Source organism: Streptomyces catenulae (assembly GCF_000718015.1).
Taxonomy (GTDB): Bacteria; Actinomycetota; Actinomycetes; order Streptomycetales; family Streptomycetaceae; genus Streptomyces; species Streptomyces catenulae.
On the sequence record NZ_JODY01000015.1, the window covers coordinates 1 to 26,157 of the forward strand.

Sequence of the window (26,157 nt, forward strand, 5' to 3'; positions counted from 1 at the left end):
CCTCCGAGCCACCCCCGCCCCCACCCCGCACCGGCTCACACAACACCGTGACGATCTTGTTCCGCCGCCCGGCCGGAGACTCCGCCGTGAGCCGCAACCCCGTGAACCCCGGATCCGCGGCCTCGGAGGAGAGATCGACCACGGCCGTCGCCCCCGCGATCGGCACCCGCCCCAGCAGCTTCGCCAGCAGCCCGCCCACCGTCTCGACATCCTCGTCGTCCAGCTCCGCGAGCCCGTACAGCTCCCCGAGGTCCCCGATGTCGAGACGCGCGGTGACCCGGTAACGGTCGTCGCCCAGCTCCTCGACCGGCGGCAGCTCCCGGTCGTACTCGTCGGTGATCTCGCCGACGATCTCCTCCAGGATGTCCTCGATGGTGACGATCCCGGCCGTACCGCCGTACTCGTCGATGACGACCGCGACATGGTTGCGGTCGCGCTGCATCTCCCGCAGCAGATCCCCGGCGTTCTTGGTGTCGGGCACGAAGACGGCGGGACGCATCGCGGAGGAGACCAGCTCGGTCTCGGCGTCACGGCTGACATGGACCTTGCGGGAGAGGTCCTTGAGGTAGACGACGCCGACGATGTCGTCCTCGTTCTCGCCGGTCACCGGGATACGGGAGAACCCGGACCGGAGCGCGAGCGTCAACGCCTGCCGGATGGTCTTGTACCGCTCCACGGAGACCAGGTCCGTACGCGGCACCATCACCTCCCGCACCAGCGTGTCGCCGAGCTGGAAGACGGAGTGCACCATGCGGCGCTCCTCGTCCTCGATCAGCGACTCCTTCTCCGCGAGGTCGACCATCGCCCGCAGCTCCGCCTCGGAGGCGAACGGTCCCTTGCGGAAGCCCTTGCCCGGCGTGAGCGCATTGCCCAGCCAGATCAGCAGCTGCGGGACCGGACCCATGATCCGGGCCAGCGGCAGCAGGACGTACGCGGCGGCGGTCGCGGTGTTCAGCGGGTGCTGGCGGCCGATGGTGCGCGGCGAGACCCCGACCGCGACGTACGAGACGAGGACCATCACGGCGATGGCGACGGTCAGCGCCTGCCAGGTCTGCTCGAAGGAGCGCAGGCAGGCGTAGGTGACGAGCACCCCGGCGGCCATCTCGCAGCCGACGCGGACCAGCAGCGCGACGTTGAGATAGCGGGTCGGGTCGGCGGCGACGGCGGCGAGCCGGTCGCTGCCGCGGCGGCCCGAGCGGACCGCCTCCTCGGCGCGGAAGCTGGTCGTCCGGGCGAGGCCCGCCTCGGCGCAGGCGGCGAGCCAGGCGATCACGACGAGCAGCACCGCGACCGCGATGAGTTGCGTGGTCATGTGCGGCGCCCGGTCAGGACACGGTGGGGGCCGGGGAGGGACCCGTCAGCCCCCGCTCGGCGCGCCAGCCGTCGATGATGGCCGCCTGGAGGCCGAACATCTCGGCCTTCTCGTCGGGCTCCTCGTGGTCGTAGCCGAGGAGGTGCAGCACGCCGTGGACGGTCAGGAGCTGCAGCTCCTCGTCCATGGAGTGGCCGGTCGGGGCGTCCTCGCCCTGCTTCTTGGCGACCTCGGGGCAGAGCACGATGTCGCCGAGGAGGCCCTGCGGGGGCTCGTCCTCGTCCTTGACCGGCGGGCGCAGCTCGTCCATCGGGAAGGACATCACGTCGGTCGGGCCGGGGAGGTCCATCCACTGGAGGTGGAGCTGTTCCATCGCCTCCGCGTCGACGACGATCACGGACAGCTCGGAGAGCGGGTGGATGCGCATCCGGGCGACGGCGTAGCGGGCGACGTCGAGGATCGCCTGCTCGTCGATGTCCGTGCCGGACTCGTTGTTGACGTCGATCGACATGGGGGGTGTGACTTCTCGCTTCTGGTGGGTGCCGACCGGCCGCGGGGTGCGGCCGGCCGACGGGACGGACCTAGCCGCCGTTGCGGCTGTCGTACTTCTCGTAGGCGTCGACGATACGGCCCACGAGCTTGTGGCGGACGACGTCCTGGCTGGTGAGGCGGGAGAAATGGACGTCGTCGACGCCCTCCAGGATCTCCTGGACCTGGCGCAGCCCGCTCTTGGTGCCGCCCGGCAGGTCGACCTGGGTGATGTCACCCGTGATGACGATCTTCGATTCGAAGCCGAGGCGGGTGAGGAACATCTTCATCTGCTCGGGGCTGGTGTTCTGCGCCTCGTCGAGAATGATGAACGCGTCGTTGAGCGTGCGCCCGCGCATGTACGCGAGCGGTGCGACCTCGATCGTCCCGGCGGCCATCAGGCGCGGGATGGAGTCGGGGTCGAGCATGTCGTGGAGCGCGTCGTAGAGCGGGCGCAGATACGGGTCGATCTTCTCGTAGAGGGTGCCCGGCAGGAAGCCGAGGCGTTCGCCCGCCTCGACGGCGGGGCGGGTCAGGATGATGCGGTTGACCTGCTTGGCCTGGAGCGCCTGGACCGCCTTCGCCATGGCGAGGTAGGTCTTGCCGGTGCCCGCGGGGCCGATGCCGAAGACGACGGTGTGCTTGTCGATGGCGTCGACGTAGCGCTTCTGGTTGAGCGTCTTGGGGCGGATGGTGCGGCCGCGGTTGGAGAGGATGTTCTGCGTCAGGACCTCGGCCGGGGTCTCGCTGCCGTCGCCGTCGGCGCCGTTCACACGGAGCATCGCGATGGAGCGTTCCACCGCGTCCTCGGTCATCGGCTGGCCGGTGCGGAGCACCAGCATCATCTCGTCGAAGAGGCGCTGGACGAGGGCGACTTCCTCGGCGTCGCCGACGGCGGTGACGTCGTTTCCGCGGACGTGGATGTCGGTCGCGGGAAAGGCCTTCTCGATCACGCGGAGGAGCGCGTCCCCGGAGCCCAGGACCGTCACCATGGGGTGCTTGGCCGGGACGGTGAACTGGGCGCTCGCCTGCTGGTGCCTGGGTGTCTGCGTCATGGGTCGGCGCTGTGGCCTGCTCAACCCCTGTCCTTTGCCGATGGCTGATGAGCGGTACGGCCGGATGGCTCAGCTCTACGGTCTCCAGAGTACGACGGGGCACCGACAACGCCGAAAGGCTTTACGAAGATCGAAGCGGCGGGCGGGGCCCGGCCCACCGCCGTCCGCCCCGCCCGCCGTCCGCCCGGACCGGCCGCTACGCCGGGCGCCGGAAGCCGATCGTGGGGACGGCGCGGGCGGGCGGGGTGCAGCGGCCCGGTGCGGGCAGCACCGCGTCGAGGAAGGCGTAGCGGTCGCGGAGCGTGCCGGTCGCCGGGGCGTCGTCGGTACGGAGCCGCTGCCACCAGGCGACGATCTCGGCCCAGCCGGGCGCCGCGAGGGAGCCGCCGAACTCCTGGACGGAGAGGGCGGCGGTCAGCCCGGCGAAGGCGAGCCGGTCGGCGAGCGGCCAGGCGGCGAGGGTGCCGGTGACGAAGCCCGCGACGAAGACGTCCCCGGCGCCGGTCGGGTCCAGCGCCTCCACCGCGATGGCGGGCACCTCGGCGCTCTCGCCGGTACGGCCGTCGACGGCGCAGGCGCCCTCGGAGCCCATGGTGACGACGGCGAGCGGCACCCGCTCGGCGAGCTTGCGGGCCGCGGCGCGCGGGTCGGAGGTGCGGGTGTAGCGCATCGCCTCCTCGGCGTTGGGGAGGAACGCCTCGCAGTGTTCGAGCCCGTCGAGGTCGGCCGGGTCCCAGCGGCCGGTGTCGTCCCAGCCGACGTCGGCGAAGATCCGGCTGCCGCGGGCGGCGGCGCAGCCCAGCCACTCCTCGGGGCGGCCCGGGACCAGCGAGGCGACGCAGGCGCGGGAGGGCGGCGGGCAGCCGGGGGCGTGGCCGCCGTCGAAGGCGGTCTCCGGGGGCGGCGCCTCGTGGCCGTGCGAGACCATCGTGCGCTCGCCTTCGTACGCCATGGAGACGGTGACGGGGGAGTGCCAGCCGGGGACGGTGCGGGAGTGGGTGAGGTCGATGCCCTCGCCGTGGCTGAGCGCGTCCCAGCAGTACTCGCCGTACATGTCGTCGCCGAACGCGGCGGCCAGGGAGGTGCGCAGGCCGAGGCGGGCGAGGGCGGTGGCCATGTTGGCGACGCCGCCGGGGCTGGAGCCCATGCCGCGGGCCCAGGACTCGGTGCCGCGGACCGGTGCGGAGTCGAGGCCGGTGAGGATGATGTCGAGGAAGACGGTGCCGGTCAGATAGACGTCGGTGGCCGGGTCGCCGTCGGCGCGGAGGGGGGCGAGCGGGTCGAGGACCGGCGTCGGGACGCCCTGCCGTACGGGCTGTTGCTGTGCTCGCGGCCGTGCGCTCACCGTGCTCGCCTCTCTCCCGCCGGTCCGGTCGCGGTGGTTCCCTCGCGTGCGTCCCCGTCCCGGTGGTGCCGACAGTGTGCCTGATGCCGGTGTACGTTCCGGCCCATGAGGCTCACGATTCTCGGTGGCGGCGGATTCCGGGTGCCACTGGTGTACCGCGCGCTCCTGGACGATCCCGCGCGCGCGGTCGACGAACTGACCCTGTACGACACCGATCCGCGGCGGCTGGCGGTGATCGGCGACGTCCTGGACCGGCAGGCGCAAGGGCATCCGGCGCCGGTCCGGGTGCGGCGGGCCGCGACCCTGGACGAGGCGCTGACCGGCGCGGACTTCGTGTTCTCCGCGATCCGGGTGGGCGGTACCGCGGGCCGGGTGCGCGATGAGCGGATCCCGCTGGCCGAGGGGGTGCTGGGCCAGGAGACGGTGGGCGCGGGCGGGGTGCTCTACGGGCTGCGGACGATCCCGGTGGCGCTGCGGATCGCGGAGCGGGTGGCGGAACTGGCGCCGCACGCCTGGGTCATCAACTTCACCAACCCGGCGGGGATGGTGACGGAGGCGATGGCGGAGGTGCTGGGCGAGCGGGTCATCGGGATCTGCGACTCGCCGGTGGGGCTGGTGCGGCGGGCCGCGCGGGCGGCGGGCGTGGACGGCGCGGCGTTCGCGGCGGGCCGGGTGGCGTACGACTACACCGGGCTCAACCACCTGGGCTGGCTGCGGTCGTTGACGCTGGACGGGCGGGAGCTGCTGCCGGGGCTGCTGGCGGATCCGGCGGCGCTGGGCTCGTTCGAGGAGGGGCGGCTGTTCGGCGCCGAGTGGCTGGCGGCGCTGGGCGCGCTGCCCAACGAGTATCTGCACTACTACTACTTCCGCCGGGAGACGCTGGCGTCGGTGCGGGACGCGTCTCGGACGCGCGGGGAGTTCCTCAACGGGCAGCAGGGCGGGTTCTTCGCGCGGGCGGCCGGTGCGGACGGTCCGGAGGCGGCGTACGCGCTGTGGGAGGCCACCCGGCGCGAGCGCGAGGAGACGTACATGGCGGAGAGCCGGGAGGCGAGCGGCGGTTGGCAGCGGGACGCCTGTGACCTGGAGGGCGGCGGGTACGACCGGGTGGCGCTGGCGCTGATGCGGGCGCTCTCCCCCGGTACGGACGGCGGGGGCGACCGGCTGATCCTCAATGTGCGCAACGGGACGACGGTGCCGGAGCTGGCGCCGGACGCGATCGTGGAGACGGTCTGCGAGGTGGGTCCGGACGGCCCGGTGCCGCTGCCGTGTGCGCCGCTGCGGGCCGATCAGTTGGGGCTGATGCTCCAGCTCAAGGCGGTGGAGCGGGCGACGGTCGAGGCGGCCGTCCGCAAGGACCGCGAGGCGGCGCTGCGGGCGATGGCGCTCCATCCGCTGGTGGACTCCCCGGCGGTGGCCGCCCGCATTCTGGAACGGGCGGCCACCGAGGGGTGAGAGGCGGGGCGGGCGCCGGGCCGCGGCGCCCGCCCCTTCGGGCTCAGTGCCCGCGCTTCACCCACTCCTCCAGGTGCGGCGCCTCCGCCCCGATGGTCGTGGAGGCGCCGTGGCCGGTGTGGACGGCGGTCTCCCCCGGCAGGGTCAGCAGCCGGTCGCGGATCGAGTCGATGATCGTCGGGAAGTCGGAGAACGACCGCCCGGTGGCGCCCGGACCGCCCTGGAAGAGGGTGTCGCCGGTGAAGACGGCGCCGAGCCCCGGGGCGTACAGGCTGACGGCGCCCGGTGCGTGGCCCGGCGTGTGCAGCACCGTCAGATCGGTCCCGGCGATGGTCAGCACCTGACCGTCCGCCAGCTCCCGGTCGGGCGGGGTGCCCGGGTGGGTCCGCTGCCAGAGCGGCAGGTCGTCGGGGTGGAGGTGGATCAGCGCACCGGTGCGGGCCGCGAGGGCGGGGGCCGCGTCGATGTGGTCGTCGTGCGCGTGGGTGCAGACGATGGCGCGCAGGGTACGGCCGCCGAGCGCGGCGAAGATCGCGTCGGCGTCGTGGGCGGCGTCGATGACGATCGCCTCGTCGTCGTCCCCGACGATCCAGACGTTGTTGTCGACGTCCCAGGTGCCACCGTCCAGGGAGAAGGTGCCGGAGGTGACCAGATGGTCGATGCGGGCGGCCATCAGAGGGTCACCACCGAACGCAGCACATCGCCCGCGTGCATCCGCTCGAAGGCCCCCTCGACACCGTCGATGCCGATGGTCTCGGTGACGAAGGCGCCCAGGTCGATCCGGCCCTGCTGGTGCAGGTCGACCAGCATCGGGAAGTCGCGGGAGGGCAGGCAGTCGCCGTACCAGGAGGACTTGAGGGAGCCGCCGCGCCCGAAGACGTCGAGGAGCGGCAGCTCCAGCTTCATCTCGGGGGTGGGGACGCCGACGAGGACGACCGTCCCGGCCAGGTCGCGGGCGTAGAACGCCTGCTGGTAGGTCTCCGGGCGGCCGACCGCCTCGATGACGACGTCCGCGCCGAAGCCGCCGGTCAGCTCGCGGATCGCCTCGACCGGGTCGGTGGTGCGGGAGTTGACGGCGTGGGTGGCGCCCATGGTGCGGGCGGTCTCCAGCTTCCGGTCGTCGACGTCCACCGCGATGATCTTCGCGGCACCGGCCAGCCGGGCGCCGACCACCGCCGCGTCGCCCACCCCGCCGCAGCCGATGACCGCGACGGTGTCGCCGCGGCCGACGTTGCCGGTGTTGATGGCCGCGCCGATACCGGCCATCACACCGCAGCCGAGCAGTCCGGCGACGGCGGGCGAGACGGCCGGGTCGACCTTGGTGCACTGGCCGGAGGCGACCAGCGTCTTGTCCGCGAAGGCGCCGATGCCCAGCGCGGGCGTCAGCTCCGTCCCGTCGGTCAGGGTCATCTTCTGCCTGGCGTTGTGGGTGTCGAAGCAGTACTGCGGGCGGCCCCGCAGACAGGCCCGGCACTGGCCGCACACCGCGCGCCAGTTGAGGATGACGAAGTCGCCGGGCGCGACATCGGTGACGCCCTCGCCGACGGACTCCACGACGCCCGCGGCCTCGTGGCCGAGCAGGAACGGGAAGTCGTCGTTGATGCCGCCCTGCTTGTAGTGCAGGTCGGTGTGGCACACCCCGCACGCCTGGATCTGCACCACGGCCTCGCCGGGTCCGGGATCCGGCACCACGATGGTCTCCAGCCGCACCGGTTCGTTCTTCCCCGGCGCGATGACGCCGCGCACTTCCTGTGCCATGGGACAGCCCCTCTCAAAGATCACGTACGGGACCACTGTGGCGTACCGCCACCGAGCCGTGCCACACCGTACGCGGGGCGGGCCGCCCTCCGCAGGACCTGGGGTGCCTTCCCCGATCCGGCGTACGCGAACGGGCGCGGGCCACCGCGCCCGCCCCCGTCACCAGCGGGGTACCGCCGGGACCCGCCAGTCGGGGTCGGCGCGGCGCATGGCGGCGGCGTCGTCGCGGGAGCGGAGGGCGCCGTCGTCGTCGAGCCAGCGGCGGTGCAGGGCGGCGAGCCGGTCGCGGTCGAGGGTGACGCCGAGGCCCGGTGCGTCGCCGACCGTCACCGCGCCGCCGTGGAAGGCGAGCCGTTCGGTGAGGACGTCCTCGGTCTGCCAGGGGTAGTGGGTGTCGCAGGCGTGGTCGAGGCGGGGGACGACGGCGGCGGCGTGGGTCATCGCGGCGAGGGAGATGCCCAGGTGGGTGTTGGAGTGCATGGACAGACCGACGCCGAAGGTGGCGCAGAGCGCGGCGAGTTCGCAGGTGGCGCGGAGTCCGCCCCAGTAGTGGTGGTCGGAGAGGACGACCTGGACGGCGCCGCGGGTGAACGCCTCGGGGATCTCCTCGAACGTCGTCACACACATGTTGGTGGCGAGCGGCAGCGGGGTGCCGCCCCGGGCGCGCAGCGCGGCGGCGACCTCGGCCATCGCGCCGGTGCCGGACGCGGGGTCCTCCAGGTACTCCAGGGTGTCGCCGAGCGCGGCGGCGACCCGCAGCGAGGTGGCGACGGACCAGGCGCCGTTGGGGTCGAGCCGCAGCGGTCTGCCGGGGAAGGCGGCGGCGAGGGCGCGGACGGCGGCGATCTCCTCGTCCGGCGGCAGGACACCGCCCTTGAGCTTGAAGGAGCCGAAGCCGTAGAGGTCCACCAGGCGGCGGGCCTGGGCGACGATGCCGTCCGGGTCGAGGGCCGCGCCCCAGTCGTCGCGCTCGCCGCGGCCCTGCGGGTGCGCGGCCCAGCGGTAGAAGAGGTAGGCGCTGTAGTCGACGCGGTCGCGGACCCTGCCGCCGAGCAGGGCGTGGACGGGCAGCCCCGCGGTCTTGCCCCACGCGTCCAGGCAGGCCACCTCGACGGCGGAGACCACGGAGCGGCGGAGCTTGTCGGCGGTGCGGACGCCCCGGAGCCCGGCGGCGTCGACGGCGGCGGGCCCGGTGGCGTCCGGGGAGTCGCCGCAGACGCGGGCGGCGAGCGCGGGCAGCGCGTTCAGATCGGTGACCCGGTGGCCGGGCAGGGCGTCGGCGAGCGGCCGGGCCAGATCGAGGTAGGCGGTGTCGCCGTAGGTCTCGCCGACGCCGGTGACGCCGCCGCCGGTGACCACCTCGACGATCAGACGCGGGGTGTACGGCTGGTGGACGCCCTGGGTGTTCAGCAGCGGCGGATCGGCGACCAGGACCGGGGTGAGCCGGACCTCGGTGACGGTGAGGTCGTGAGCACGGGTGGCGGCCAAGGGACGACTCCTGTCTCCGGAGGGACGCCGCCGGGCGACGGCACCCCGCATGTCCGCGTATGTGGACGACGTCCACGGACCGGAAGGGAGGCTAGGAGGGCGGCGCCGGAGCGTCAACGGGGCCTCGGCGGCGCGGCGTCGGGCGGCGCGGCGTCGGGGCGGCGCGGCCCCGGGGTGGCACGCACCCCGCCCCGGCACGGCGGCGCCCGGCCACCGCATCCCCCGCCGCTCGCCCCCGACCGATCCGCAACTCCCGCCTCTTTACCAATCGTTGAATCTTCGCGCGTAGATCCCACGCCGCGCCTCTGTTAGATCTACCTGGGCCGGGCGTGACCCGTCCGGCGCCGCGCGGCCCCGCGCGGACCCCCACCACTCCCCGAAGGAGCCGCGCATGCCCCGCTCTCCCCTGTCCCGCCGCGTTCCGGCCGCCCTCCGCTCCCGCCGGGCCAGGGCCGGCGCCGCGACGGTCGCCGCGCTCGTCGCCGGTACCGCGGTGTTCGGCGTCGGCCAGGCCACCGCGGAGCACTCGGTGCCGCGCAGCGACAAGGAGATCCCCAACCTCACCCTCGTCCAGGACCGGATCAAGGCGTACTACGGCGACACCGTCACCGCCGACGGCGAGCACTACGCCTCCCCGAAGAGCAACTACGCCCGCCAGGTCCACTCCGTCGAGGAGAAGGCGCGCGCCTACCTCACCCGCGCGCTCGCCCGCCACGGCGCCACCGCGGACAAGGGGCACGCCAAGCCCGCCATCGTCCTCGACATGGACGACACCACGCTGCTGACGTACAACTACGAGCTGCGCGAGGGCTTCCACTTCACCGAGAAGAGCCAGGACGAGTACCTCGCCTCGACCGACATGGACCCGGTCTTCGGCATGGACCGCCTGGTCACCTGGGCGCACTCCAAGGGCGCCGAGGTCTTCTTCCTCACCGGGCGCAAGGAGGCCCAGCGGAAGTGGAGCGTGCGCAACCTCAAGAACGTCGGCTACGACGTCCCGCTCGACCGCGGCCATGTCTACCTGAAGGACAAGGAGAACCCTCCGGCGTACCTGCCGTGCGGCGCCGACTGCACCACGATCGAGTACAAGTCGGGCACCCGCCAGCACATCGAGTCGCTGGGCTACCGCATCGTCGCCAACTTCGGCGACCAGTACAGCGATCTCCGCGGCGGCTTCGGTGAGCGGACGTTCAAGCTGCCGAACCCGATGTACTACCTGCCGTGAGCGGCGCGGGAGTGACCGGCGGCGGTCACTCCCGCACCCCCCGTGCGCTCAGCGGCGCTTCGGCACCGGCACCCGCATCAGATCGCGGGCGACGGTCAGCTCACCGGTGAACCCGGCGTCCCGCGCCTGCCGTTCGAAGACGGACGGGTCGGAGTAGCGCTGCGAGAAGTGCGTCAGCACGAGGTGGCGCACCCCGGCGGCGGTCGCCACCTCCGCCGCCTGCCCGGCCGTCAGATGGCCGTGCTCGGTGGCGAGCCGGACGTCCTCGTCGAGGAAGGTCGACTCGATGACCAGCAGGTCCGCCCCGTCGGCCAGGGCGTGGACCCCGTCGCACAGCCGGGTGTCCATGACGAACGCGAACCGCTGCCCGCGCCGCACCTCGCTCACCTCGTCCAACCGCACCCCGCCCAGCTCCCCGGCGCGCTGGAGACGGCCGACGTCCGGACCGGCGATGCCGTGGGCGGCGAGCCGGTCCGGCAGCATCCGCCGGGTGTCCGGCTCGACCAGCCGGTAGCCGAACGACTCGACCGGATGCGACAGCAGCCGCGCCTCCAGCGTGTACGCCGGGGTCGTCGCCAGCACCCCGTCCGCCGCCACCGGATGCTCCGTCAGCCGTACGGTCTCGCGGTACGCGGTGGAGTAGCGCAGCCGGTCGAAGAAGCGCTGACCGCTCGCCGGGTAGTGGGCGGTGATCGGGTGCGGCACCCGGTCGAGGTTGATCCGCTGGATCACCCCGGCGAGCCCCAGCGAGTGGTCGCCGTGGAAGTGGGTGACACAGAGCCGGTTGAGGTCGTGGGCGGCGACCCCGGCGCGCAGCATCTGCCGCTGGGTGCCCTCCCCGGGGTCGAACAGCAGGCCCTCGCCGTCCCAGCGCAGCAGATAGCCGTTGTGGTTACGGTGCCGGGTCGGCACCTGGCTGGCCGTGCCGAGGACGACCAGTTCGCGTACGGACACCTCGCGTCCCGTCAGACCAGACGCTGCAGGTCGCGGCCGCCGAGCACATGGGCATGGGCGTGGAAGACCGTCTGACCTGCGCCGGGACCGGTGTTGAAGACGATGCGGTAGCCGGTCGCGTCGACCTTCTCGTCCGCGGCCACCTCGCCCGCCTCGCGCAGTACGTCACCGGCGACGGCCGGCTCCGCGGCGGCCAGTTCCCGCGCGTTGGCGTAGTGGACCTTGGGGATCACCAGGACGTGGGTCGGCGCCTGGGGGTTGATGTCGCGGAAGGCGACGGTGGTCGGGGTCTCCCGGACGATGGTCGCCGGCACCTCCCCCGCCACGATCTTGCAGAACAGGCAGTCGGCCTGCGGTTCTCCCGCCACCGGTGGGCTCCTCCCGGGTCATCGGCCGCCCGGCCGCCGGAGAGTGCGGGAGCCGCCGCCGTGGCCGCCCCGTCCCGTCCCGGCGTACGCGGCGGACGCCGTACGCACCCTGCGTACGCCCTCGGATGCTACCGGCCCGGCGCCCCGTACGGCCGGGTGGGCCGACCACGCCGGGCCCGGGCCGCACGGACCGTCCACCCGGCGGCCCGGCCTCTAAGCTGACCCCGCACGGCCCCCTTTTCGCCCACGAACCGGGAGTTAACGCACCATGGCCACCACCCGCACCGCCACCACCCACTGGGAGGGCACCCTCCTCCAGGGCAAGGGCAAGGTCTCCCTGGACTCCTCCAAGGTCGGGACCTACGACATCAACTGGCCGGCCCGCGCCGAGCAGCCCAACGGCGTCACCAGCCCGGAGGAGCTGATCGCCGCCGCCCACTCCGCCTGCTACTCCATGGCCTTCTCGCACGGACTGGCCGGACAGGGCTACACCGTCGAGGACATCGACACCCAGGCGGAGGTGACCTTCCAGCCGGGTGAGGGCATCACCGCCATCGCGCTGACCGTCAAGGCGCGCGTCCCGGGGCTGTCGGAGGAGGACTTCCAGGCGGCGGCGCAGGACGCCAAGGCCAACTGCCCGGTCAGCCAGGCGCTGAAGGGCGTCCGCAACATCACCCTCACCGCCGAACTGGTCTGACCCACACCCGGACCGGCCGGGCGCCCGGCACCCGCCGCGCCGCCCGGCCCGCCCGTCAGCTCCAGCGGCCGGTACGCCCCAGCAGCAGCGCCGTCGCGGCGGTACCCGCCGTGGAGGTGCGCAGCACCGACGGGCCCAGCCGGTACGGTGCGGCGCCCGCCGCCGCGAACGCGGCCAACTCGTCCGGCGCGACCCCGCCCTCGGGACCGACGACCAGCACCACCGAACCGGCCGCGGGCAGCTCCGCGGTGGCCAGCGGGGTGGCGCCCTCCTCGTGCAGCACGGCCGCGAAATCGGCCGCCGCCAGCACCTCGGCCACCTGCTTGGTGGTGTGCGCCTCGCCCACCTCGGGGAAGGTCAGCCGCCGCGACTGCTTCCCCGCCTCCCGGGCCGTCGCCCGCCACTTCGCCAGCGACTTCGCGGCCCGCTCACCGCGCCACTGGGTCACACACCGCGACGCCGCCCAGGGGATCACGGCGTCGACGCCGGTCTCCGTCATCGTCTCCACGGCCAGTTCGCCGCGGTCGCCCTTGGGCAGCGCCTGGACGACGGTGATCCGCACCGGCGGCGCGGGCTCCGTGCGTACCTCGGCCACCGCGACGGTCAGCCGGTCCTTGCCCTCGACCGCCGTGACCGTGCCGTACGCACCGGTCCCGGCGCCGTCGGTCAGCACCACGTCCTCACCGACCCGCAGCCGCCGCACCGACACCGCGTGCCGCCCCTCGGGGCCGTCCAGCACCAGCGTGCCGCCGGGCCGTACGCCCGCCGCCGAATCCACCACGAAAACCGGCGCCGTCATGACTCGCCCCTCATCCTGCGACCGTTCACATCTCCCTGTGCCGCGTCCAGTTCGGACGCCAGCAGTGCCACCAGCTCACCGGCGGGCAGCTCCCGCGCCAACCGGTGCCCCTGCCCGGCCCACAGCGCCATGCCCTGCGCGTCCCCCGTCCGCGCCGCCGCCCTCCGCAGCCCGGCGGTCAGATGGTGCACCGCCGGATAGGCGGCCGGGGCGTACGGGCCGTGCTCCCGCAGGAAGCGGTTGACCAGGCCCCGGGCCGGGCGTCCGGTGAAGGCGCGGGTCAGCTCGGTGCGGGTGAAGAGCGGGTCGGTCAGCGCCCGCTTGTGCAGCGGGTGCGCGCCGGATTCGGGGGTGGCGAGGAAGGCGGTGCCCAGCTGCGCCGCCTCGGCACCGGCGGCGAGCACCGCGGCGATCTGCGCACCGCGCATCAGCCCTCCGGCGGCGATCACCGGCAGCCGCACCGCCTCGCGGACCTGGGTGAGCAGCGTCAGCAGCCCGAGCGGGGCGCCGGTGCCGTCGGCGTGCGGATCGTCCCGGTGGGTGCCCTGGTGGCCGCCCGCCTCGACGCCCTGCGCACAGACCGCGTCGGCGCCCGCCGCCTCCGCCGCCCGCGCCTCGTCCGGCGTGGTGACGGTGACGACGGTGTACGTGCCGACGGCGGCGAGCGAGGCGAGCACCGCGGGCGTGGGGCAGCCGAAGTGGAAGGAGACCACCGGCACCGGGTCCTCGCGCAGCACCGCCAGCTTCGCCTCGTAGCCGTCGTCCGAGCCGCCGTACGGATCGACCTCGCCGAGCCCGGTCTCGTACCAGGCGGCCTCACCGGCGAGCTGATCGCGGTAGACCTCGACGGCGGCGGTGTGGGTGAGTTCGGGGTGCGGGAGGAAGAGGTTGACGCCGAAGGGGCGGCCGGTCAGTCCGCGCAGCCGCTTGATCTCCTGGTACATGCCGTCGGGGGTCTTGAGCCCGGCGGCGAGGAAGCCGAGCCCGCCGGCCTCCCCGACGGCGGCGACCAGCTCCGGACCGGAACCGCCGCCGGCCATCGGCGCCTGCACGATCGGATGACGGCAAAGAGCGGTCAGCGCGGTGGACATGGCCACATCGTGTCATGCCCCGCGCACCGCACCGAAACGGGCAGACCCACCCGGCGCCCGGGCCGGGCGGGATCGGCCACCGCCCACCACACGCGGGTGGGCCCGGGGAAAATCCCCGGGCCCACCCGCGTGGATCGCGATCGGCTACCGCCCGTTGAACGCGTCCTTCAGCCGGGAGAACAGCCCCTGCTGCCCGGGCTGGAACTGGCCCGTCGGGCGCTCCTCGCCGCGGAGCTTGGCGAGACGGCGCAGCAGTTCCTCCTGCTCGGGGTCGAGCTTGGAGGGCGTCTGGACCTCGACGTGGACGATCAGGTCGCCACGGCCGTTGCCCCGCAGATGGGTCACGCCGCGCTGGTGCAGCGGGATCGACTGACCGGACTGGGTGCCGGGCCGGACGTCGATCTCCTCGACGCCGTCCAGCGTCTCCAGCGGACACTTCGTGCCCAGCGCCGCCGCCGTCATCGGGATGGTGACGGTGCAGTGCAGATCGTCGCCGCGCCGCTGGAAGACGGGGTGCGCCTGCTCGTGGATCTCGACGTAGAGGTCACCGGCGGGACCGCCGCCGGGGCCGACCTCGCCCTCGCCCGCGAGCTGGATGCGGGTGCCGTTGTCGACGCCCGCGGGGATCTTGACGGTCAGCGTGCGGCGCGACCGGATCCGGCCGTCACCGGCGCACTCCGGGCACGGCGTCGGCACGACCGTACCGAAGCCCTGACACTGCGGACACGGCCGCGAGGTCATGACCTGACCGAGGAAGGACCGCGTGACCTGCGAGACCTCACCGCGACCGCGGCACATGTCACAGGTCTGCGCGGAGGTGCCGGGGGCCGCGCCCTCACCGGTGCACGTGGTGCACACGATGGCGGTGTCGACCTGGATCTCCTTGGTCGTCCCGAACGCCGCCTCGTCCAGCTCGATGTCGAGGCGGATCATCGCGTCCTGACCGCGCCGGGTCCGCGAGCGCGGTCCGCGCTGCGCGGAGGCGCCGAAGAACGCGTCCATGATGTCGGAGAAGTTGCCGAATCCGGCGCCGAAGCCACCGGCTCCGCCACCGCCGCCGCCCGCCTGCGAGAGCGGGTCGCCACCGAGGTCGTAGACCTGCTTCTTCTGCGGGTCCGACAGCACCTCGTAAGCGGCGTTGATCTCCTTGAACCGCTCCTGGGTCTTCGGATCCGGGTTCACATCCGGGTGCAGCTCACGCGCCAGCCGCCGGAAAGCCTTCTTGATCTGGTCCTGCGAGGCGTCGCGGCCGACGCCGAGGACCGTGTAATAGTCCGTGGCCACTTACGACTCCGCCAGGATCTGTCCGACGTAACGTGCCACTGCGCGTACCGCTCCCATCGTTCCGGGGTAGTCCATGCGGGTCGGTCCGACCACGCCGAGTTTGGCGACTGCCTCGTCGCCCGAACCGTAGCCGACCGCAACCACCGACGTGGACGCAAGTCCTTCATGGGCATTCTCATGCCCGATACGTACGGTCATGCCCGAGTCCTTGGCCTCCCCGAGCAGTTTGAGCAGCACCACGTGCTCCTCAAGAGCCTCCAGCACCGGCCGGATCGTCAGCGGGAAGTCGTGCCCGAAGCGGGTGAGATTGGCGGTACCGCCGATCACCAACCGCTCCTCGGTCTCCTCCACCAACGTCTCCAGCAGCACCGACAGCACCGTCGAGACCGTGCCGCGGTCCTCCTGCTCGAAGGAGTCCGGAAGATCCTGCACCAATTGCGGCACATCCGCGAACCGGCGTCCCACGACCCGGCTGTTGAGCCGGGCCCGCAGATCCGCCAGCGACGCCTCGCCGAACGGCCCCTGACAGTCGATCAGGCGCTGTTCGACGCGTCCGGTGTCGGTGATCAGGACGAGCATCAGCCGCGCCGGGGCCAGCGCCAGCAGTTCGACATGGCGGACGGTGGACCGCGTCAGCGACGGGTACTGCACCACCGCGACCTGCCGGGTCAGCTGCGCCAGCAGCCGGACCGTACGGCCCACCACGTCGTCCAGATCGACCGCGCCGTCCAGGAAGTTCTGGATCGCGCGGCGCTCGGGGCTGGAAAGCGGCTTGACACCGGCGAGCTTGTCGACGAAGAGGCGGTAGCCCTTGTCGGTGGGGATCCGGCCCGCGCTGGTGTGCGGCTGGGCGATGAATCCCTCTTCCTCCAGGACCGCCATGTCGTTACGGACGGTGGCCGGGGAGACACCGAGCCGATGGCGCTCGGTCAGCGCCTTCGAACCGACCGGCTCCTCGGTGCCGACGTAGTCCTGGACGATGGCACGCAGCACCTCCAGCCTGCGTTCACTGAGCACCGCGCACACCTCCAGTCCCGCCGTCCCGCGGCTTCCTCGCCTGGCACTCCACCGGTCCGAGTGCCAGTACCGCTCCAGTGTACGGCCGGGTCGCACCGGCGGGGCAAGGGTCTCGCGTGCGACACCGGCCACGCCCCGTGATCCGCCGGGCGACGCCACCGCGCTACCGATAGCGTCTCGGCATGCGCACGACTTGGGAAGAGGCGGGATGGGAACGGCTCGGTGACGGCGTCGCCCGCCGCCGGATGCCGGGCTGGGACGAGACGGTGGGCGCCGTCGTGGGGTCGGACGGTGTGCTGCTCGTCGACACCGGCGCCACCCTGCGCGACGGCGCCGCGCTGCGGCTCACCGTCCGCCGGGTGGTGGGCCGCGACGTGACACACATCGCGCTGACCCATCCGCACTTCGACCACGTCCTGGGCACCGCCGCCTTCGCCGGGGTGCAGGTTTTCGCCGCCACCGGCGCCGCCGAACTGCTGGCCCGCGAGCGGGAGACGCTGCGCGAGGACGCGGTGCGCCACGGCGTCGACCCGGACTCCGCCACCGACGCCACCGACATCCTGGTGCTGCCGCACCACGGGGTGCACGGCGAGCTGGCCGTCGACCTCGGTGACCGGCAGGTGCTGCTCGCCAACGTCGGTCCCGGCCACACCGCGCACGACCTCGCGGTCCTCGTCCCGGGGCGGGGCGACGACCCCGAGGTGGTCTTCTGCGGCGACCTCGTCGAGGAGTCCGGTGAGCCGTCCGCCGGGCCCGACGCCCTCGGGCGGCAGTGGCCCGCCGCCCTGGACCGGCTGCTGGCGCTGGGCGGCGAGGAGGCGCGGTACGTCCCCGGGCACGGCGCCGTGGTGGACGCCGCCTTCGTCCGCGCCCAACGCGACGCGCTCGCCGCCCGCTTCGCCGCCCCGCCGGTCTGAGCCGCGCCCGCACCCGTCACCCCGACCCGTCACAGAACAGGCATCCGGACACCATGCAGAGCAAGCACTACGGTCCCGACCTCACCCCGCCGTGGAAGAAGCGGCGGCCCGCGCCGGAGGTGGCGGCGGAGCCGGATCTGGTGGTCGAGGAGGTGACCACGGGGTTCTGCGGGGCGGTGATCCGCTGCGAGAAGTCGGCGCAGGGGCCGACGGTCACCCTGGAGGACCGGTTCGGCAAGCACCGCGTCTTCCCGATGGAGCCGCGCGGCTTCCTGCTGGAGGGCGAGGTCGTCACGCTCGTACGGCCCCGGGAGCGGGCGGCGGGCGGTCCGGCGCGGACGGCGTCCGGTTCGCTGGCGGTGCCCGGCGCACGGGCCAGGGTCGCCCGGGCGGGCCGGATCTATGTGGAGGGGCGGCACGACGCGGAGCTGGTCGAGCGGGTGTGGGGCGACGATCTGCGCATCGAGGGCGTGGTCGTGGAGTACCTGGAGGGCATCGACGACCTGCCGGAGATCGTCCGCGCCTTCTCCCCCGGGCCCGACGCCCGCCTCGGCGTCCTCGTCGACCATCTGGTGCCCGGTTCGAAGGAGTCCCGGATCGCGGCGGGCGTGACCGACCCGCAGGTGTGCGTGGTGGGCCATCCGTACATCGACGTGTGGGAGGCGGTGAAGCCGTCGTCGGTGGGGATCGCGGCGTGGCCGGTCGTGCCGCGCGGCCAGGACTGGAAGACGGGGGTGTGCCGGGCGCTGGGCTGGCCGGAGAACACCGGCGCCGCCTGGCAGCGGATCCTGTCGGGCGTACGCAGCTACAAGGACATCGAGCCCGCGCTGCTGGGCCGGGTGGAGGAGCTGATCGACTTCGTCACGGTCGGCGGCGCCGCCTGAGGGGCGGAATGTTCTTGGTCTCCCGCTCGCCCTCCCCAGCACGCCGCGTCTCGGCCACCGACGGAGGGAGGGCGGGACGGGGCGCAGGGCGCCCGCGGGGGTTCACACTTGCGGCGGTCAGTCCACCAGATCCCGCACCACCGCGTCGGCCAGCAGGCGGCCACGGAGTGTCAGGACGGCGCGACCCGCCTCGTACGGGGCGGGCTCCAGGAGGCCGTCGGTGAGCGCGCGGGCGGCGGCGCGGGCTCCGGCGGGGGCCAGGAGGTCCAGGGGGCAGCCGTCGGCGAGGCGCAGTTCCAGGAGGATGCGTTCGACGCGGCGGTCCTCGTCGGCGAGGAGTTCGCGACCGGCGCCCGGGGAGCGGCCCTCGGTCAGCGCCTGGGCGTAGGCGCCGGGGTGCTTGACGTTCCACCAGCGGACGCCGCCGACGTGGCTGTGGGCGCCGGGGCCCGCGCCCCACCAGTCGGCGCCGGTCCAGTACAGCTCGTTGTGGCGGCAGCGGGCGGCGTCGGTGGTGGCCCAGTTGGAGACCTCGTACCAGCGGAAACCGGCGGCGGCGAGGCGTTCGTCGGCGATGAGGTAGCGGTCGGCGTGCACATCGTCGTCGGTCATCGGGACCTCGCCGCGGCGGATGCGCCGGGCCAGCTGGGTGCCCTCCTCGACGATCAGGGCGTACGCGGAGACGTGGTCCGGCCCGGCGGCGAGGGCGGCGTCCAGGCTGGCGCGCCAGTCGTCGTCGCTCTCGCCCGGGGTGCCGTAGATCAGATCGAGATTGACGTGCGCGAACCCGGCGGCGCGCGCCTCGGCGACGCAGGCTTCGGGGCGGCCGGGGGTGTGGGTGCGGTCGAGGATCTTCAGGACGTGCGGGCGGGCGCTCTGCATGCCGAAGGAGACGCGGTTGAAGCCGCCTGCCAGTAGCCCGTCGAGGTAGCGCGGGTCGACGGTCTCCGGGTTGGCCTCGGTGGTGATCTCGGCATCCGGGGCGAGCCCGAACTCGTCGCGGATCGCGGCCAGCATCCGGCCGAGGTCGGCGGCGGGCAGCAGGGTCGGGGTGCCGCCGCCGACGAAGACCGTCTCGACCTGCCGCGGGTCGTCGCCGAGCACCTTGCGGGCCAGCCGGATCTCCTCGACGAGGTGGTCGGCGTAGGTCTCCCGGGAGGCGAGGGCGCCACCGGGGCCGCGCAGCTCGCTCGCGGTGTAGGTGTTGAAGTCGCAGTAGCCGCAGCGGGTCGCGCAGTACGGGACGTGCAGGTAGAAACCGAGCGGGCGGTCGGCGGCGCCGGTCAGCGCGGCGGCGGGCAGCGCCCCGTCCCCGGGCATCGGCTCCCCATCGGGCAGTGCGGAAGGCATGGGGTCCATTGTCCGTCATCCGGCGGCGGCCCCGGGCCGCGGCGGGGACGGGGCCGCGCGGACCGCCCGCAGGCCCGTCTCCGCGCCTCTCCGGGCGGCGCCCCGGCCCGGGCCCGCCCTACCCCTCCGTCCGGCCCTCCGGGAGCGCCTGGAGGACGAGGAGGGCCAGGTCGTCGTCGGGCGGGGTCGGGGAGAAGCCGTGGACGGCGCGGCGGATGTGTTCGGCGATGTCGGTCGCGGGCCGTCCGGCGCAGGCGGCGAGGGTGCGGGCCAGCCCGTCGTCGTCATCGAACTGGTTACGGCCCGAGCGGCGTTCGGTGACGCCGTCGGTGACGCAGAGCAGCGTCTCGCCCGGGGCGAGGTCGAACGCCTCGCTCTCGTACGTGGCGTCGCCGACCACGCCCAGCAGCATCTGCGGGGCGGCGACCACCCGGACCGTGCCGTCGGCGGCGAGGACCAGCGGGAGCGGGTGTCCGGCGCTGGCCAGGGTGCAGCGGACGCCGCCGGAGCCGTCCGGGTGCGGGACGATCTCGCCGTAGAGCAGCGACAGGAAGCGGGCCTGTTCGCCCTCGTCGCGCAGGCCGACGGAGGACTGCACCCCGGCCTCGGCGGCGACGGCGGCGGCCACCGCGGCGACGGAGTCGGCCGCCTCGCGGGCCATGGTCTCGTTGAGCCGGTCCAGCACCGCGCCGACGCCGAAGCCGTCGCGGGCCAGCAGCCGCAGCACCGGCCGGGCGAGCCCGGTGACGGCCGCCGCCTCCGGGCCGCTGCCGCAGACGTCGCCGAGGGCGAAGCACCAGCGACCGTCGCCCGCGTCGAAGAGATCCCAGAAGTCGCCGCCCGCCCAGGCGCCCGCGCGCGGTTCGTAGACCACGGCGGAGGCGACGCCGGGGACCTGCGCGCGGCCGTGCGGCAGCAGCCGCCGCTGGAGGACCCGGCTGATCCGCTCCTGTCGGCTGTACGCCCGGGCGGTGGCAACGGCGCGGGCGACGCGGCGGCACAGGTCCTCGGAGAGGCCGACCGCCGCGTCGGGGAAGCGCGGCAGCCCGGACCGGCCGAGCAGCACCGTGCCCAGCCGCAGACCGCCGCTGATCAGCGGGCAGGCGAGGGCGGCGCCGGGGTCGGCCCCCGGGGTCTCGCCGCCCGTCGCGTCCGGGCCGTCCGCGCCCTCCGGCCACGCCCAGGGGACGGCCGAGCCGTCGGTGGCGCCGGACCGCGCGGGCGCCCCCGGGGGCGGGGCCTTCTCCAGGGCCAGCCGGAGCGGGTCGATGAGGCTCTCGCGGGAGTGCCAGACGTGGGCGAGGCGCGGCGGTTCGTCGCCACCGGCCGCGCCCGGCACCGGCCCGCCGGTCTCGCCGTCGTAGAGCCACACCGCGCACCAGTCGGCGAGCCGGGGCACCGCGAGCTGGGCGGCGAGGGAGGCGATGCGGTCGGCGTCGAGCGGGCCGGAGAGCAGGTCGGACGCCTCGGCGAGGAAGGTCGGGGCGCCGTGCGTGATCCACTCGGCGGCGGCGCCCGAGGGGCCGGGGTCGGGGGCGGCGTACCCGTAGGAGGTGTCGCTGTAGCTGCCCGCCCCGTAGGCGGCGTCGGCGTATCCGGCGGCGGGCCGGTCGGCCGCCGGGGCCTCGGGGTCGCGGCCGGACGCCGGGCGGTACGCGCCGTCCGGCCCTTCGGGGCGGTACGCGGGGGCGTCGTCCGGGGCGGTGCGGGCGGCCGGGACGTGGCCGGGCGCGCGGTCCGTGCCGGGCTCCGGGGTGGCGGTCGTGAGGCGGAACCAGACGGCCTTGGCGGCGCGGTCGTAGGTGATGCCCCAGGAGGCGGCGACCGCGCCGACCAGTTGGAGGCCGTGGCCCGCGCCGCCGGGCAGCTCGCCGTGGTGCGGGCCGCACACCGGGCGGGTGGGGTGGCGGTCGGCCACCTCGACGGTCAGGCCGTCCGTGTCGAGGCGGCAGCGGACGTCGACGTCGGTTCCGGCGTGCACCACGGCGTTGGTCACCAACTCGCTGACCAGCAGTACCGCTTCGTCGGTCAGCCGCCCGTCCAGCCGCTCCGCGCCCGGTGGCCGCCGGGCCGTCCAGTCGGCGAGCGTGGCGCGGACGAAGCGGCGGGCGTCGGCCGCCGCCCGGGCCGTGCCCGGCAGGGCGAGGGAGCGGGCCGCCCCTGCCGCGCCCGCCGGGTCCGCGGCTCCGGTCTCCGCCGCTAACGCAGTCGTCGTCATCCCCGCACCTCCCGCGCGGCACGGCCGTCCGCCGCGTGCCGCACGGACAGGGTGACAGACCGGGCGCGTGCCACGACACCGCGTCACCGCGGAACGGCGCGCGGACGGCGGGGAAGCGGCCGGGAAGCGCAGGCAGCGGGCCTGCGGGCGGATCCGTCACCGGACGGGCGAGGGGGCGCGCGGCGCCCCGGCGCCCGCCCGGGCGGGCGCCCTCACGCCTCCCGGGCGCCGGAGTACATCTCGTCGAGGAGGTCCTTGAAGGTCCGCTCGACGACCGGCCGCTTCACCTTGAGGCTGGGGGTGACCTCGCCGTGCTCGATGTCCAGGTCGCGCGGGAGCAGCCGGAACTTGCGGACCTGCTGCCAGCGCTGGAGGCCCTCGTTGACCCGCTCGACATAGCCGTCGATCAGATCGCGGGTCCGCCGGTCCGCGACGACCTCGGCGTACGGGCGGTCGGCCATGCCGTGCTCGGCGGCCCAGCTCAGCACCGTCGGCTCGTCGAGGGCGATGAGGGCGGTGCAGAAGTTCCGGTTGGCGCCGTGCACCAGGACGTTGGAGATGAACGGGCAGAGCGCCTTGAAGCGGCCCTCGACCTCCGCCGGGGCGATGTACTTGCCGCCCGACGTCTTGATCAGGTCCTTCTTGCGGTCGGTGAGCCGCAGATAGCCGTCGGCCGACAGCTCGCCGATGTCACCGGTGTGGAACCAGCCGTCGGACTCCAGGACCTCCGCGGTCTGCGCCTCCAGCCCGTGGTAGCCCTGCATGATGCCGGGGCCGCGCAGCAGGATCTCGCCGTCCTCGGCGATCCGTACCTCGGTGCCGGGCAGCGGCTTGCCGACCGTGCCGGTGCGGTACGCCTCGCCGGGGTTGACGAAGCTGGCGGCGCTGGACTCCGTCAGGCCGTAGCCCTCCAGGATGTGGATCCCGGCGCCCGCGAAGAAGTAGCCGATCTCCGGGGCGAGGGCGGCGGAGCCGGAGACGGCGGCGCGCAGCCGGCCGCCGAACGCCGCGCGCAGCTTGGCGTAGACGAGCGCGTCGGCGGCCTTGTGCTTGGCGGCGAGCGCGAAGGGGACGGAGGCGTTGCCGGTGCGGCGGAAGGTGTCCTGGGAGACCTTGGCGTACTCCCGGGCCACGCCCGCCGCCCACTGGAAGATCTTGTACTTGGCGGCGCCGCCCTCGCGCGCCTTGGCGGCGACGCCGTTGTAGACCTTCTCGAAGATGCGCGGGACGGCCGCCATGTAGGTCGGCCGGACCACCGGCAGATTCTCGATGATCTTGTCGACCCGGCCGTCGACCGCGATGACGTGGCCGACCGAGATCTGCCCGGCGGTCAGCACCTTGCCGAAGACATGGGCGAGCGGCAGCCAGAGGTACTGCACGTCCTCCGCGGTGACCATGCCGGTGGCCTGGATGGCACGCGCCATGTACGACCAGCAGTCGTGCGCCAGCCGTACGCCCTTGGGGCGGCCGGTGGTGCCGGAGGTGTAGATGAGCGTGGCGAGCTGGTCGGCGCGGAGGGCGGCGACGCGTTCGGTGACGCACTCCGGGTGCTGCTCCAGGTAGGCGGCGCCGCGCTTCTCCAGGTCGGCGAGGGAGAGCACCCAGCCCTCGGGGTCGTCCTCGGCGGGCCGGGCGTCGGCCTCCTCGATGACGACGACATGGGCGAGGTCGGGCAGGTCGGCGCGGCGCTCGCGGACCTTGTCGAGCTGGGCGGCGTCCTCCGCGATCAGCACCCGGCTGCCGGAGTCGGCCAGGATGTACGCGGTCTCCTCGGCGTTGGTGCTGGGGTAGACCGTGGTGGTGGCGGCGCCGGAACAGAGCACGCCGAGGTCGGCGAGGATCCATTCCACGCGGGTCGCGGCGGCCAGCGCCACCCGCTCCTCGGGGCGCACCCCGAGGGCCATCAGACCCGCGGCCGTGGCGTACACCCGCTGCGCGGCGTCGTTCCAGGTCAGCGACTTCCAGTCGTCGGGGCCCGTACCCGAGACGGGCGGCACGGGGTGACGGAACGCCTCCGCGTCGGGCGTCGCGGCGACCCGCTCCAGAAAGAGGCTCGCCACCGAAGGCGGGCGGTTGTCGATCAGCGTGTGGGTGTCCGTCACGGCATCCTCCGGGGCCCGCTACATTGCTGGTGACTCGCGAGTAACCTTTGAGCAGAGATCAGAGTAGGCCGCGTTCCGCCGCCATGTAAGGGTCTGCGGCCGACTGGTTCACGAAGTGATCCGTACGCTGTACGTCCAGCTGCCCCCTCGCCGCATCTCCGGCATATCCCCCGGAAGCCTGCCGTCCGGGACGTCTCCCCCCCTCGCGCGGCCCCGTGGACGACGCAGGGCGCCGACCCCTCGCGCGGGGTCGGCGCCCTGTCCGGAACGCGCCCGCTCCCCCCGTGCCGGGGAGGGCGGGACGCGGCCGCTACTTCTTCTTGTCGCCGTCGGAGTCCGAGGAGAGCACCGCGATGAACGCCTCCTGCGGCACCTCCACGCTGCCGACCATCTTCATCCGCTTCTTGCCCTCCTTCTGCTTCTCCAGCAGCTTCCGCTTACGGGAGATGTCACCGCCGTAGCACTTGGCGAGGACGTCCTTGCGGATGGCGCGGACCGTCTCACGGGCGATGACCCGGCTGCCGATCGCCGCCTGGATCGGCACCTCGAAGCCCTGCCGCGGAATCAGCTCCCGCAGCTTGCCGACGAGCCGGACGCCGTACGCGTACGCCTTGTCCTTGTGGCAGATCGCGGAGAACGCGTCGACCTTGTCGCCGTGGAGCAGGATGTCGACCTTGACGAGGTCGGCGACCTGCTCGCCGGTGGGCTCGTAGTCCAGCGAGGCGTAGCCGCGGGTCTTGGACTTGAGCTGGTCGAAGAAGTCAAAGACGACCTCGGCGAGCGGGAGGGTGTAGCGGATCTCGACGCGGTCCTCGGAGAGGTAGTCCATGCCGAGGAGGGTGCCGCGCCGGGTCTGGCACAGCTCCATGATCGCGCCGATGAACTCGCTGGGCGCCAGGATGGTGGCGCGCACGACCGGCTCATGGACCTTGTCGATCTTGCCGGTGGGGAACTCGCTCGGGTTGGTGACCTCGTGGTGCGCGCCGTCCTCCATGTCGACCTGGTAGACGACGTTGGGGGCGGTGGCGATCAGCGCGAGGTTGAACTCGCGCTCCAGCCGCTCGCGGATGACCTCCAGGTGCAGCAGGCCCAGGAAGCCGACGCGGAAACCGAAGCCGAGCGCCGCGGAGGTCTCGGGCTCGTAGACCAGCGCCGCGTCGTTGAGCTGGAGCTTGTCCAGCGCCTCGCGCAGCTCCGGGTAGTCCGAGCCGTCCAGCGGGTACAGGCCCGAGAACACCATCGGCTTGGGGTCCTTGTAGCCGCCCAGCGCCTCGGTCGCACCGTTGTTGAGCTGGGTGATCGTGTCACCGACCTTGGACTGCCGGACGTCCTTCACACCGGTGATCAGATAGCCCACCTCGCCCACGGAGAGGCCGTCGGCGGCCTTCATCTCGGGCGAGTTGGTGCCGATCTCCAGCAGCTCGTGGGCGGCGCCGGTGGACATCATCCGGATCCGCTCGCGCTTGTTGAGGGTGCCGTCGACGACCTTCACGTACGTCACGACGCCGCGGTAGGCGTCGTAGACCGAGTCGAAGATCATCGCGCGGGCGGGGGCGTCCTTGACGCCGACCGGCGCCGGGACGTCACGGACCACGCGGTCCAGCAGCTCGGGCACGCCGACGCCGGTCTTGGCGGAGACCCGCAGCACGTCCTCCGGCTCGCAGCCGACGAGGTTCGCCAGCTCCGCGGCGAACTTCTCGGGCTGCGCGGCGGGCAGGTCGATCTTGTTGAGGACGGGGATGATCGTGAGGTCGTTCTCCATCGCCAGGTAGAGGTTGGCGAGGGTCTGCGCCTCGATCCCCTGCGCGGCGTCGACGAGGAGGATGCAGCCCTCGCACGCGGCGAGGGAGCGGGAGACCTCGTAGGTGAAGTCGACGTGACCGGGGGTGTCGATCATGTTGAGGATGTGGTGCGTACCGCTCCGCTCCTCACCCTCGGACGGCGACCACGGGAGCCGCACCGCCTGGGACTTGATCGTGATGCCGCGCTCGCGCTCGATGTCCATGCGGTCGAGGTACTGCGCGCGCATCTGCCGCTGGTCGACGACACCGGTGATCTGGAGCATCCGGTCGGCGAGCGTCGACTTGCCGTGGTCGATGTGCGCGATGATGCAGAAGTTACGGAGGAGGTCCGGATCGGTACGGCTCGGCTCCGGCACGTTCGTAGAGGTCGCGGGCACGCAGGGTCCATTCAAGGCGGGTAGGCGGAACAGGGTGCGTCCGGCGGACCCGCCATGATCCGCAAGACCACCCTCGGGTGTGACGTCCTCCCCATGGTCCCATGAGCGGCACCCCCAACCCGTTCCGGGCGCTC

22 protein-coding genes are annotated in these 26,157 nt (G+C 73.4%); 5 read left to right on the top strand and 17 right to left on the bottom strand.

The genetic code is table 11. The features are described 5' to 3' along the window. The 4 genes from IF23_RS0114975 to IF23_RS0114990 all read right to left on the bottom strand — a co-directional run. Nucleotides 1–1,312, bottom strand: a 1,312-nt coding sequence (locus IF23_RS0114975; RefSeq protein ID WP_030283776.1) for a hemolysin family protein, incomplete at its 3' end; no start/stop codon positions are given. Nucleotides 1,313–1,325: 13 nt separating this feature from the next. Continuing rightward, on the bottom strand, nt 1,326–1,823 hold the full coding sequence (gene ybeY / locus IF23_RS0114980) for an rRNA maturation RNase YbeY (protein ID WP_030283778.1): 498 nt from the start codon (nt 1,821–1,823) through the stop codon (nt 1,326–1,328). Between the two features lie 70 nt (nt 1,824–1,893). Beyond that, a complete protein-coding gene (locus IF23_RS0114985) occupies nt 1,894–2,895 on the bottom strand; it encodes a PhoH family protein (protein ID WP_030283780.1) in 1,002 nt (333 codons plus the stop codon). Between the two features lie 196 nt (nt 2,896–3,091). Beyond that, on the bottom strand, nt 3,092–4,240 hold the full coding sequence (locus IF23_RS0114990; RefSeq protein ID WP_051739585.1) for a carbohydrate kinase family protein: 1,149 nt from the start codon (nt 4,238–4,240) through the stop codon (nt 3,092–3,094). 105 nt (nt 4,241–4,345) lie between these two features. Here IF23_RS0114990 and IF23_RS0114995 point away from each other — a divergent pair, with 105 nt between their 5' ends. After that, nucleotides 4,346–5,692 carry a 6-phospho-beta-glucosidase gene (locus IF23_RS0114995; protein ID WP_030283784.1) on the top strand — a complete coding sequence of 449 codons (1,347 nt, stop codon included), beginning with the start codon at nt 4,346–4,348 and terminating at the stop codon, nt 5,690–5,692. A 43-nt stretch (nt 5,693–5,735) separates the two neighbouring features. Here IF23_RS0114995 and IF23_RS0115000 read toward each other — a convergent pair whose 3' ends face one another. The 3 genes from IF23_RS0115000 to IF23_RS0115010 form a co-directional block, all read right to left on the bottom strand. After that, entirely contained in the window at nt 5,736–6,365 is a 630-nt protein-coding gene (locus tag IF23_RS0115000; RefSeq protein ID WP_030283786.1) for an MBL fold metallo-hydrolase, read from the bottom strand. Then, nucleotides 6,365–7,450, bottom strand: a complete 1,086-nt coding sequence (locus IF23_RS0115005; RefSeq protein WP_030283788.1) for an S-(hydroxymethyl)mycothiol dehydrogenase — start codon at nt 7,448–7,450, stop codon at nt 6,365–6,367. Before IF23_RS0115005 ends, IF23_RS0115000 begins: the two co-directional genes overlap by 1 nt. 159 nt (nt 7,451–7,609) lie before the next feature. After that, nucleotides 7,610–8,938: an enolase C-terminal domain-like protein gene (locus IF23_RS0115010; RefSeq protein WP_030283790.1), complete on the bottom strand. Its 1,329-nt coding sequence runs from the start codon at nt 8,936–8,938 to the stop codon at nt 7,610–7,612. A 391-nt stretch (nt 8,939–9,329) separates the two neighbouring features. Between IF23_RS0115010 and IF23_RS0115015 the strand changes: the two genes are divergently transcribed. After that, on the top strand, nt 9,330–10,163 hold the full coding sequence (locus IF23_RS0115015) for an HAD family acid phosphatase (RefSeq protein WP_030283792.1): 834 nt from the start codon (nt 9,330–9,332) through the stop codon (nt 10,161–10,163). 48 nt (nt 10,164–10,211) lie between these two features. On the opposite strand, the gene IF23_RS0115020 is transcribed toward IF23_RS0115015, so the two are convergent. Next, nucleotides 10,212–11,117: a ribonuclease Z gene (locus IF23_RS0115020; protein WP_030283794.1), complete on the bottom strand. Its 906-nt coding sequence runs from the start codon at nt 11,115–11,117 to the stop codon at nt 10,212–10,214. 11 nt (nt 11,118–11,128) lie between these two features. Further along, nucleotides 11,129–11,485, bottom strand: coding sequence for a histidine triad nucleotide-binding protein (locus IF23_RS0115025; protein WP_030283795.1), 357 nt, complete (start codon nt 11,483–11,485; stop codon nt 11,129–11,131). 268 nt (nt 11,486–11,753) lie between these two features. Here IF23_RS0115025 and IF23_RS0115030 point away from each other — a divergent pair, with 268 nt between their 5' ends. Beyond that, nucleotides 11,754–12,182, top strand: coding sequence for an OsmC family protein (locus IF23_RS0115030; protein ID WP_030283797.1), 429 nt, complete (start codon nt 11,754–11,756; stop codon nt 12,180–12,182). Between the two features lie 55 nt (nt 12,183–12,237). On the opposite strand, the gene IF23_RS0115035 is transcribed toward IF23_RS0115030, so the two are convergent. The 4 genes from IF23_RS0115035 to hrcA all read right to left on the bottom strand — a co-directional run bounded on the left by IF23_RS0115035 (nt 12,238) and on the right by hrcA (nt 16,373). Beyond that, nucleotides 12,238–12,981, bottom strand: coding sequence for a 16S rRNA (uracil(1498)-N(3))-methyltransferase (locus IF23_RS0115035; RefSeq protein WP_030283799.1), 744 nt, complete (start codon nt 12,979–12,981; stop codon nt 12,238–12,240). Further along, nucleotides 12,978–14,072 carry a nitronate monooxygenase gene (locus IF23_RS0115040; RefSeq protein WP_030283801.1) on the bottom strand — a complete coding sequence of 365 codons (1,095 nt, stop codon included), beginning with the start codon at nt 14,070–14,072 and terminating at the stop codon, nt 12,978–12,980. Before IF23_RS0115040 ends, IF23_RS0115035 begins: the two co-directional genes overlap by 4 nt. Nucleotides 14,073–14,216: 144 nt before the next feature. Further along, on the bottom strand, nt 14,217–15,356 hold the full coding sequence (gene dnaJ / locus IF23_RS0115045) for a molecular chaperone DnaJ (RefSeq protein ID WP_030283803.1): 1,140 nt from the start codon (nt 15,354–15,356) through the stop codon (nt 14,217–14,219). Continuing rightward, the gene (hrcA, locus tag IF23_RS0115050) at nt 15,357–16,373 is read right to left on the bottom strand and encodes a heat-inducible transcriptional repressor HrcA (protein ID WP_030283805.1); all 1,017 of its coding nucleotides are present in this window, start codon (nt 16,371–16,373) and stop codon (nt 15,357–15,359) included. Nucleotides 16,374–16,555: 182 nt separating this feature from the next. On the opposite strand from hrcA, the gene IF23_RS0115055 reads away from it, so the two are divergent. Both IF23_RS0115055 and IF23_RS0115060 read left to right on the top strand, forming a co-directional pair. Next, nucleotides 16,556–17,290: an MBL fold metallo-hydrolase gene (locus tag IF23_RS0115055; protein WP_030283808.1), complete on the top strand. Its 735-nt coding sequence runs from the start codon at nt 16,556–16,558 to the stop codon at nt 17,288–17,290. A 53-nt stretch (nt 17,291–17,343) separates the two neighbouring features. Beyond that, a complete protein-coding gene (locus tag IF23_RS0115060) occupies nt 17,344–18,174 on the top strand; it encodes a DUF3097 domain-containing protein (protein ID WP_030283810.1) in 831 nt (276 codons plus the stop codon). Nucleotides 18,175–18,291: 117 nt separating this feature from the next. On the opposite strand, the gene hemW is transcribed toward IF23_RS0115060, so the two are convergent. The 4 genes from hemW to lepA form a co-directional block, all read right to left on the bottom strand. Further along, complete coding sequence (gene hemW / locus IF23_RS0115065) at nt 18,292–19,524, bottom strand: radical SAM family heme chaperone HemW (protein WP_030283811.1); 1,233 nt, start codon at nt 19,522–19,524, stop codon at nt 18,292–18,294. A gap of 118 nt (nt 19,525–19,642) precedes the next feature. After that, nucleotides 19,643–21,742, bottom strand: coding sequence for an ATP-binding SpoIIE family protein phosphatase (locus tag IF23_RS31235; protein WP_037678262.1), 2,100 nt, complete (start codon nt 21,740–21,742; stop codon nt 19,643–19,645). Between the two features lie 212 nt (nt 21,743–21,954). Beyond that, a complete protein-coding gene (locus tag IF23_RS0115075) occupies nt 21,955–23,844 on the bottom strand; it encodes an AMP-dependent synthetase/ligase (RefSeq protein ID WP_030283816.1) in 1,890 nt (629 codons plus the stop codon). A 310-nt stretch (nt 23,845–24,154) separates the two neighbouring features. Further along, nucleotides 24,155–26,023: a translation elongation factor 4 gene (gene lepA / locus IF23_RS0115080; protein ID WP_030283818.1), complete on the bottom strand. Its 1,869-nt coding sequence runs from the start codon at nt 26,021–26,023 to the stop codon at nt 24,155–24,157. Nucleotides 26,024–26,157 lie beyond the last annotated feature (134 nt).

What these genes read in the sequence shown, in the direction of transcription:
- IF23_RS0114985 (WP_030283780.1), bottom strand. Translation starts at nt 2,895, where the DNA reads ATGACGCAGACACCCAGGCACCAGCAGGCGAGCGCCCAGTTCACCGTC.
- IF23_RS31235 (WP_037678262.1), bottom strand. Translation starts at nt 21,742, where the DNA reads ATGACGACGACTGCGTTAGCGGCGGAGACCGGAGCCGCGGACCCGGCG.
- IF23_RS0115060 (WP_030283810.1), top strand. Translation starts at nt 17,344, where the DNA reads ATGCAGAGCAAGCACTACGGTCCCGACCTCACCCCGCCGTGGAAGAAG.
- IF23_RS0115040 (WP_030283801.1), bottom strand. Translation starts at nt 14,072, where the DNA reads ATGTCCACCGCGCTGACCGCTCTTTGCCGTCATCCGATCGTGCAGGCG.
- IF23_RS0115005 (WP_030283788.1), bottom strand. Translation starts at nt 7,450, where the DNA reads ATGGCACAGGAAGTGCGCGGCGTCATCGCGCCGGGGAAGAACGAACCG.
- IF23_RS0115035 (WP_030283799.1), bottom strand. Translation starts at nt 12,981, where the DNA reads ATGACGGCGCCGGTTTTCGTGGTGGATTCGGCGGCGGGCGTACGGCCC.
- IF23_RS0115055 (WP_030283808.1), top strand. Translation starts at nt 16,556, where the DNA reads ATGCGCACGACTTGGGAAGAGGCGGGATGGGAACGGCTCGGTGACGGC.
- IF23_RS0114995 (WP_030283784.1), top strand. Translation starts at nt 4,346, where the DNA reads ATGAGGCTCACGATTCTCGGTGGCGGCGGATTCCGGGTGCCACTGGTG.
- IF23_RS0115000 (WP_030283786.1), bottom strand. Translation starts at nt 6,365, where the DNA reads ATGGCCGCCCGCATCGACCATCTGGTCACCTCCGGCACCTTCTCCCTG.
- IF23_RS0115030 (WP_030283797.1), top strand. Translation starts at nt 11,754, where the DNA reads ATGGCCACCACCCGCACCGCCACCACCCACTGGGAGGGCACCCTCCTC.
- hemW (WP_030283811.1), bottom strand. Translation starts at nt 19,524, where the DNA reads ATGCCTTCCGCACTGCCCGATGGGGAGCCGATGCCCGGGGACGGGGCG.
- IF23_RS0115015 (WP_030283792.1), top strand. Translation starts at nt 9,330, where the DNA reads ATGCCCCGCTCTCCCCTGTCCCGCCGCGTTCCGGCCGCCCTCCGCTCC.
- ybeY (WP_030283778.1), bottom strand. Translation starts at nt 1,823, where the DNA reads ATGTCGATCGACGTCAACAACGAGTCCGGCACGGACATCGACGAGCAG.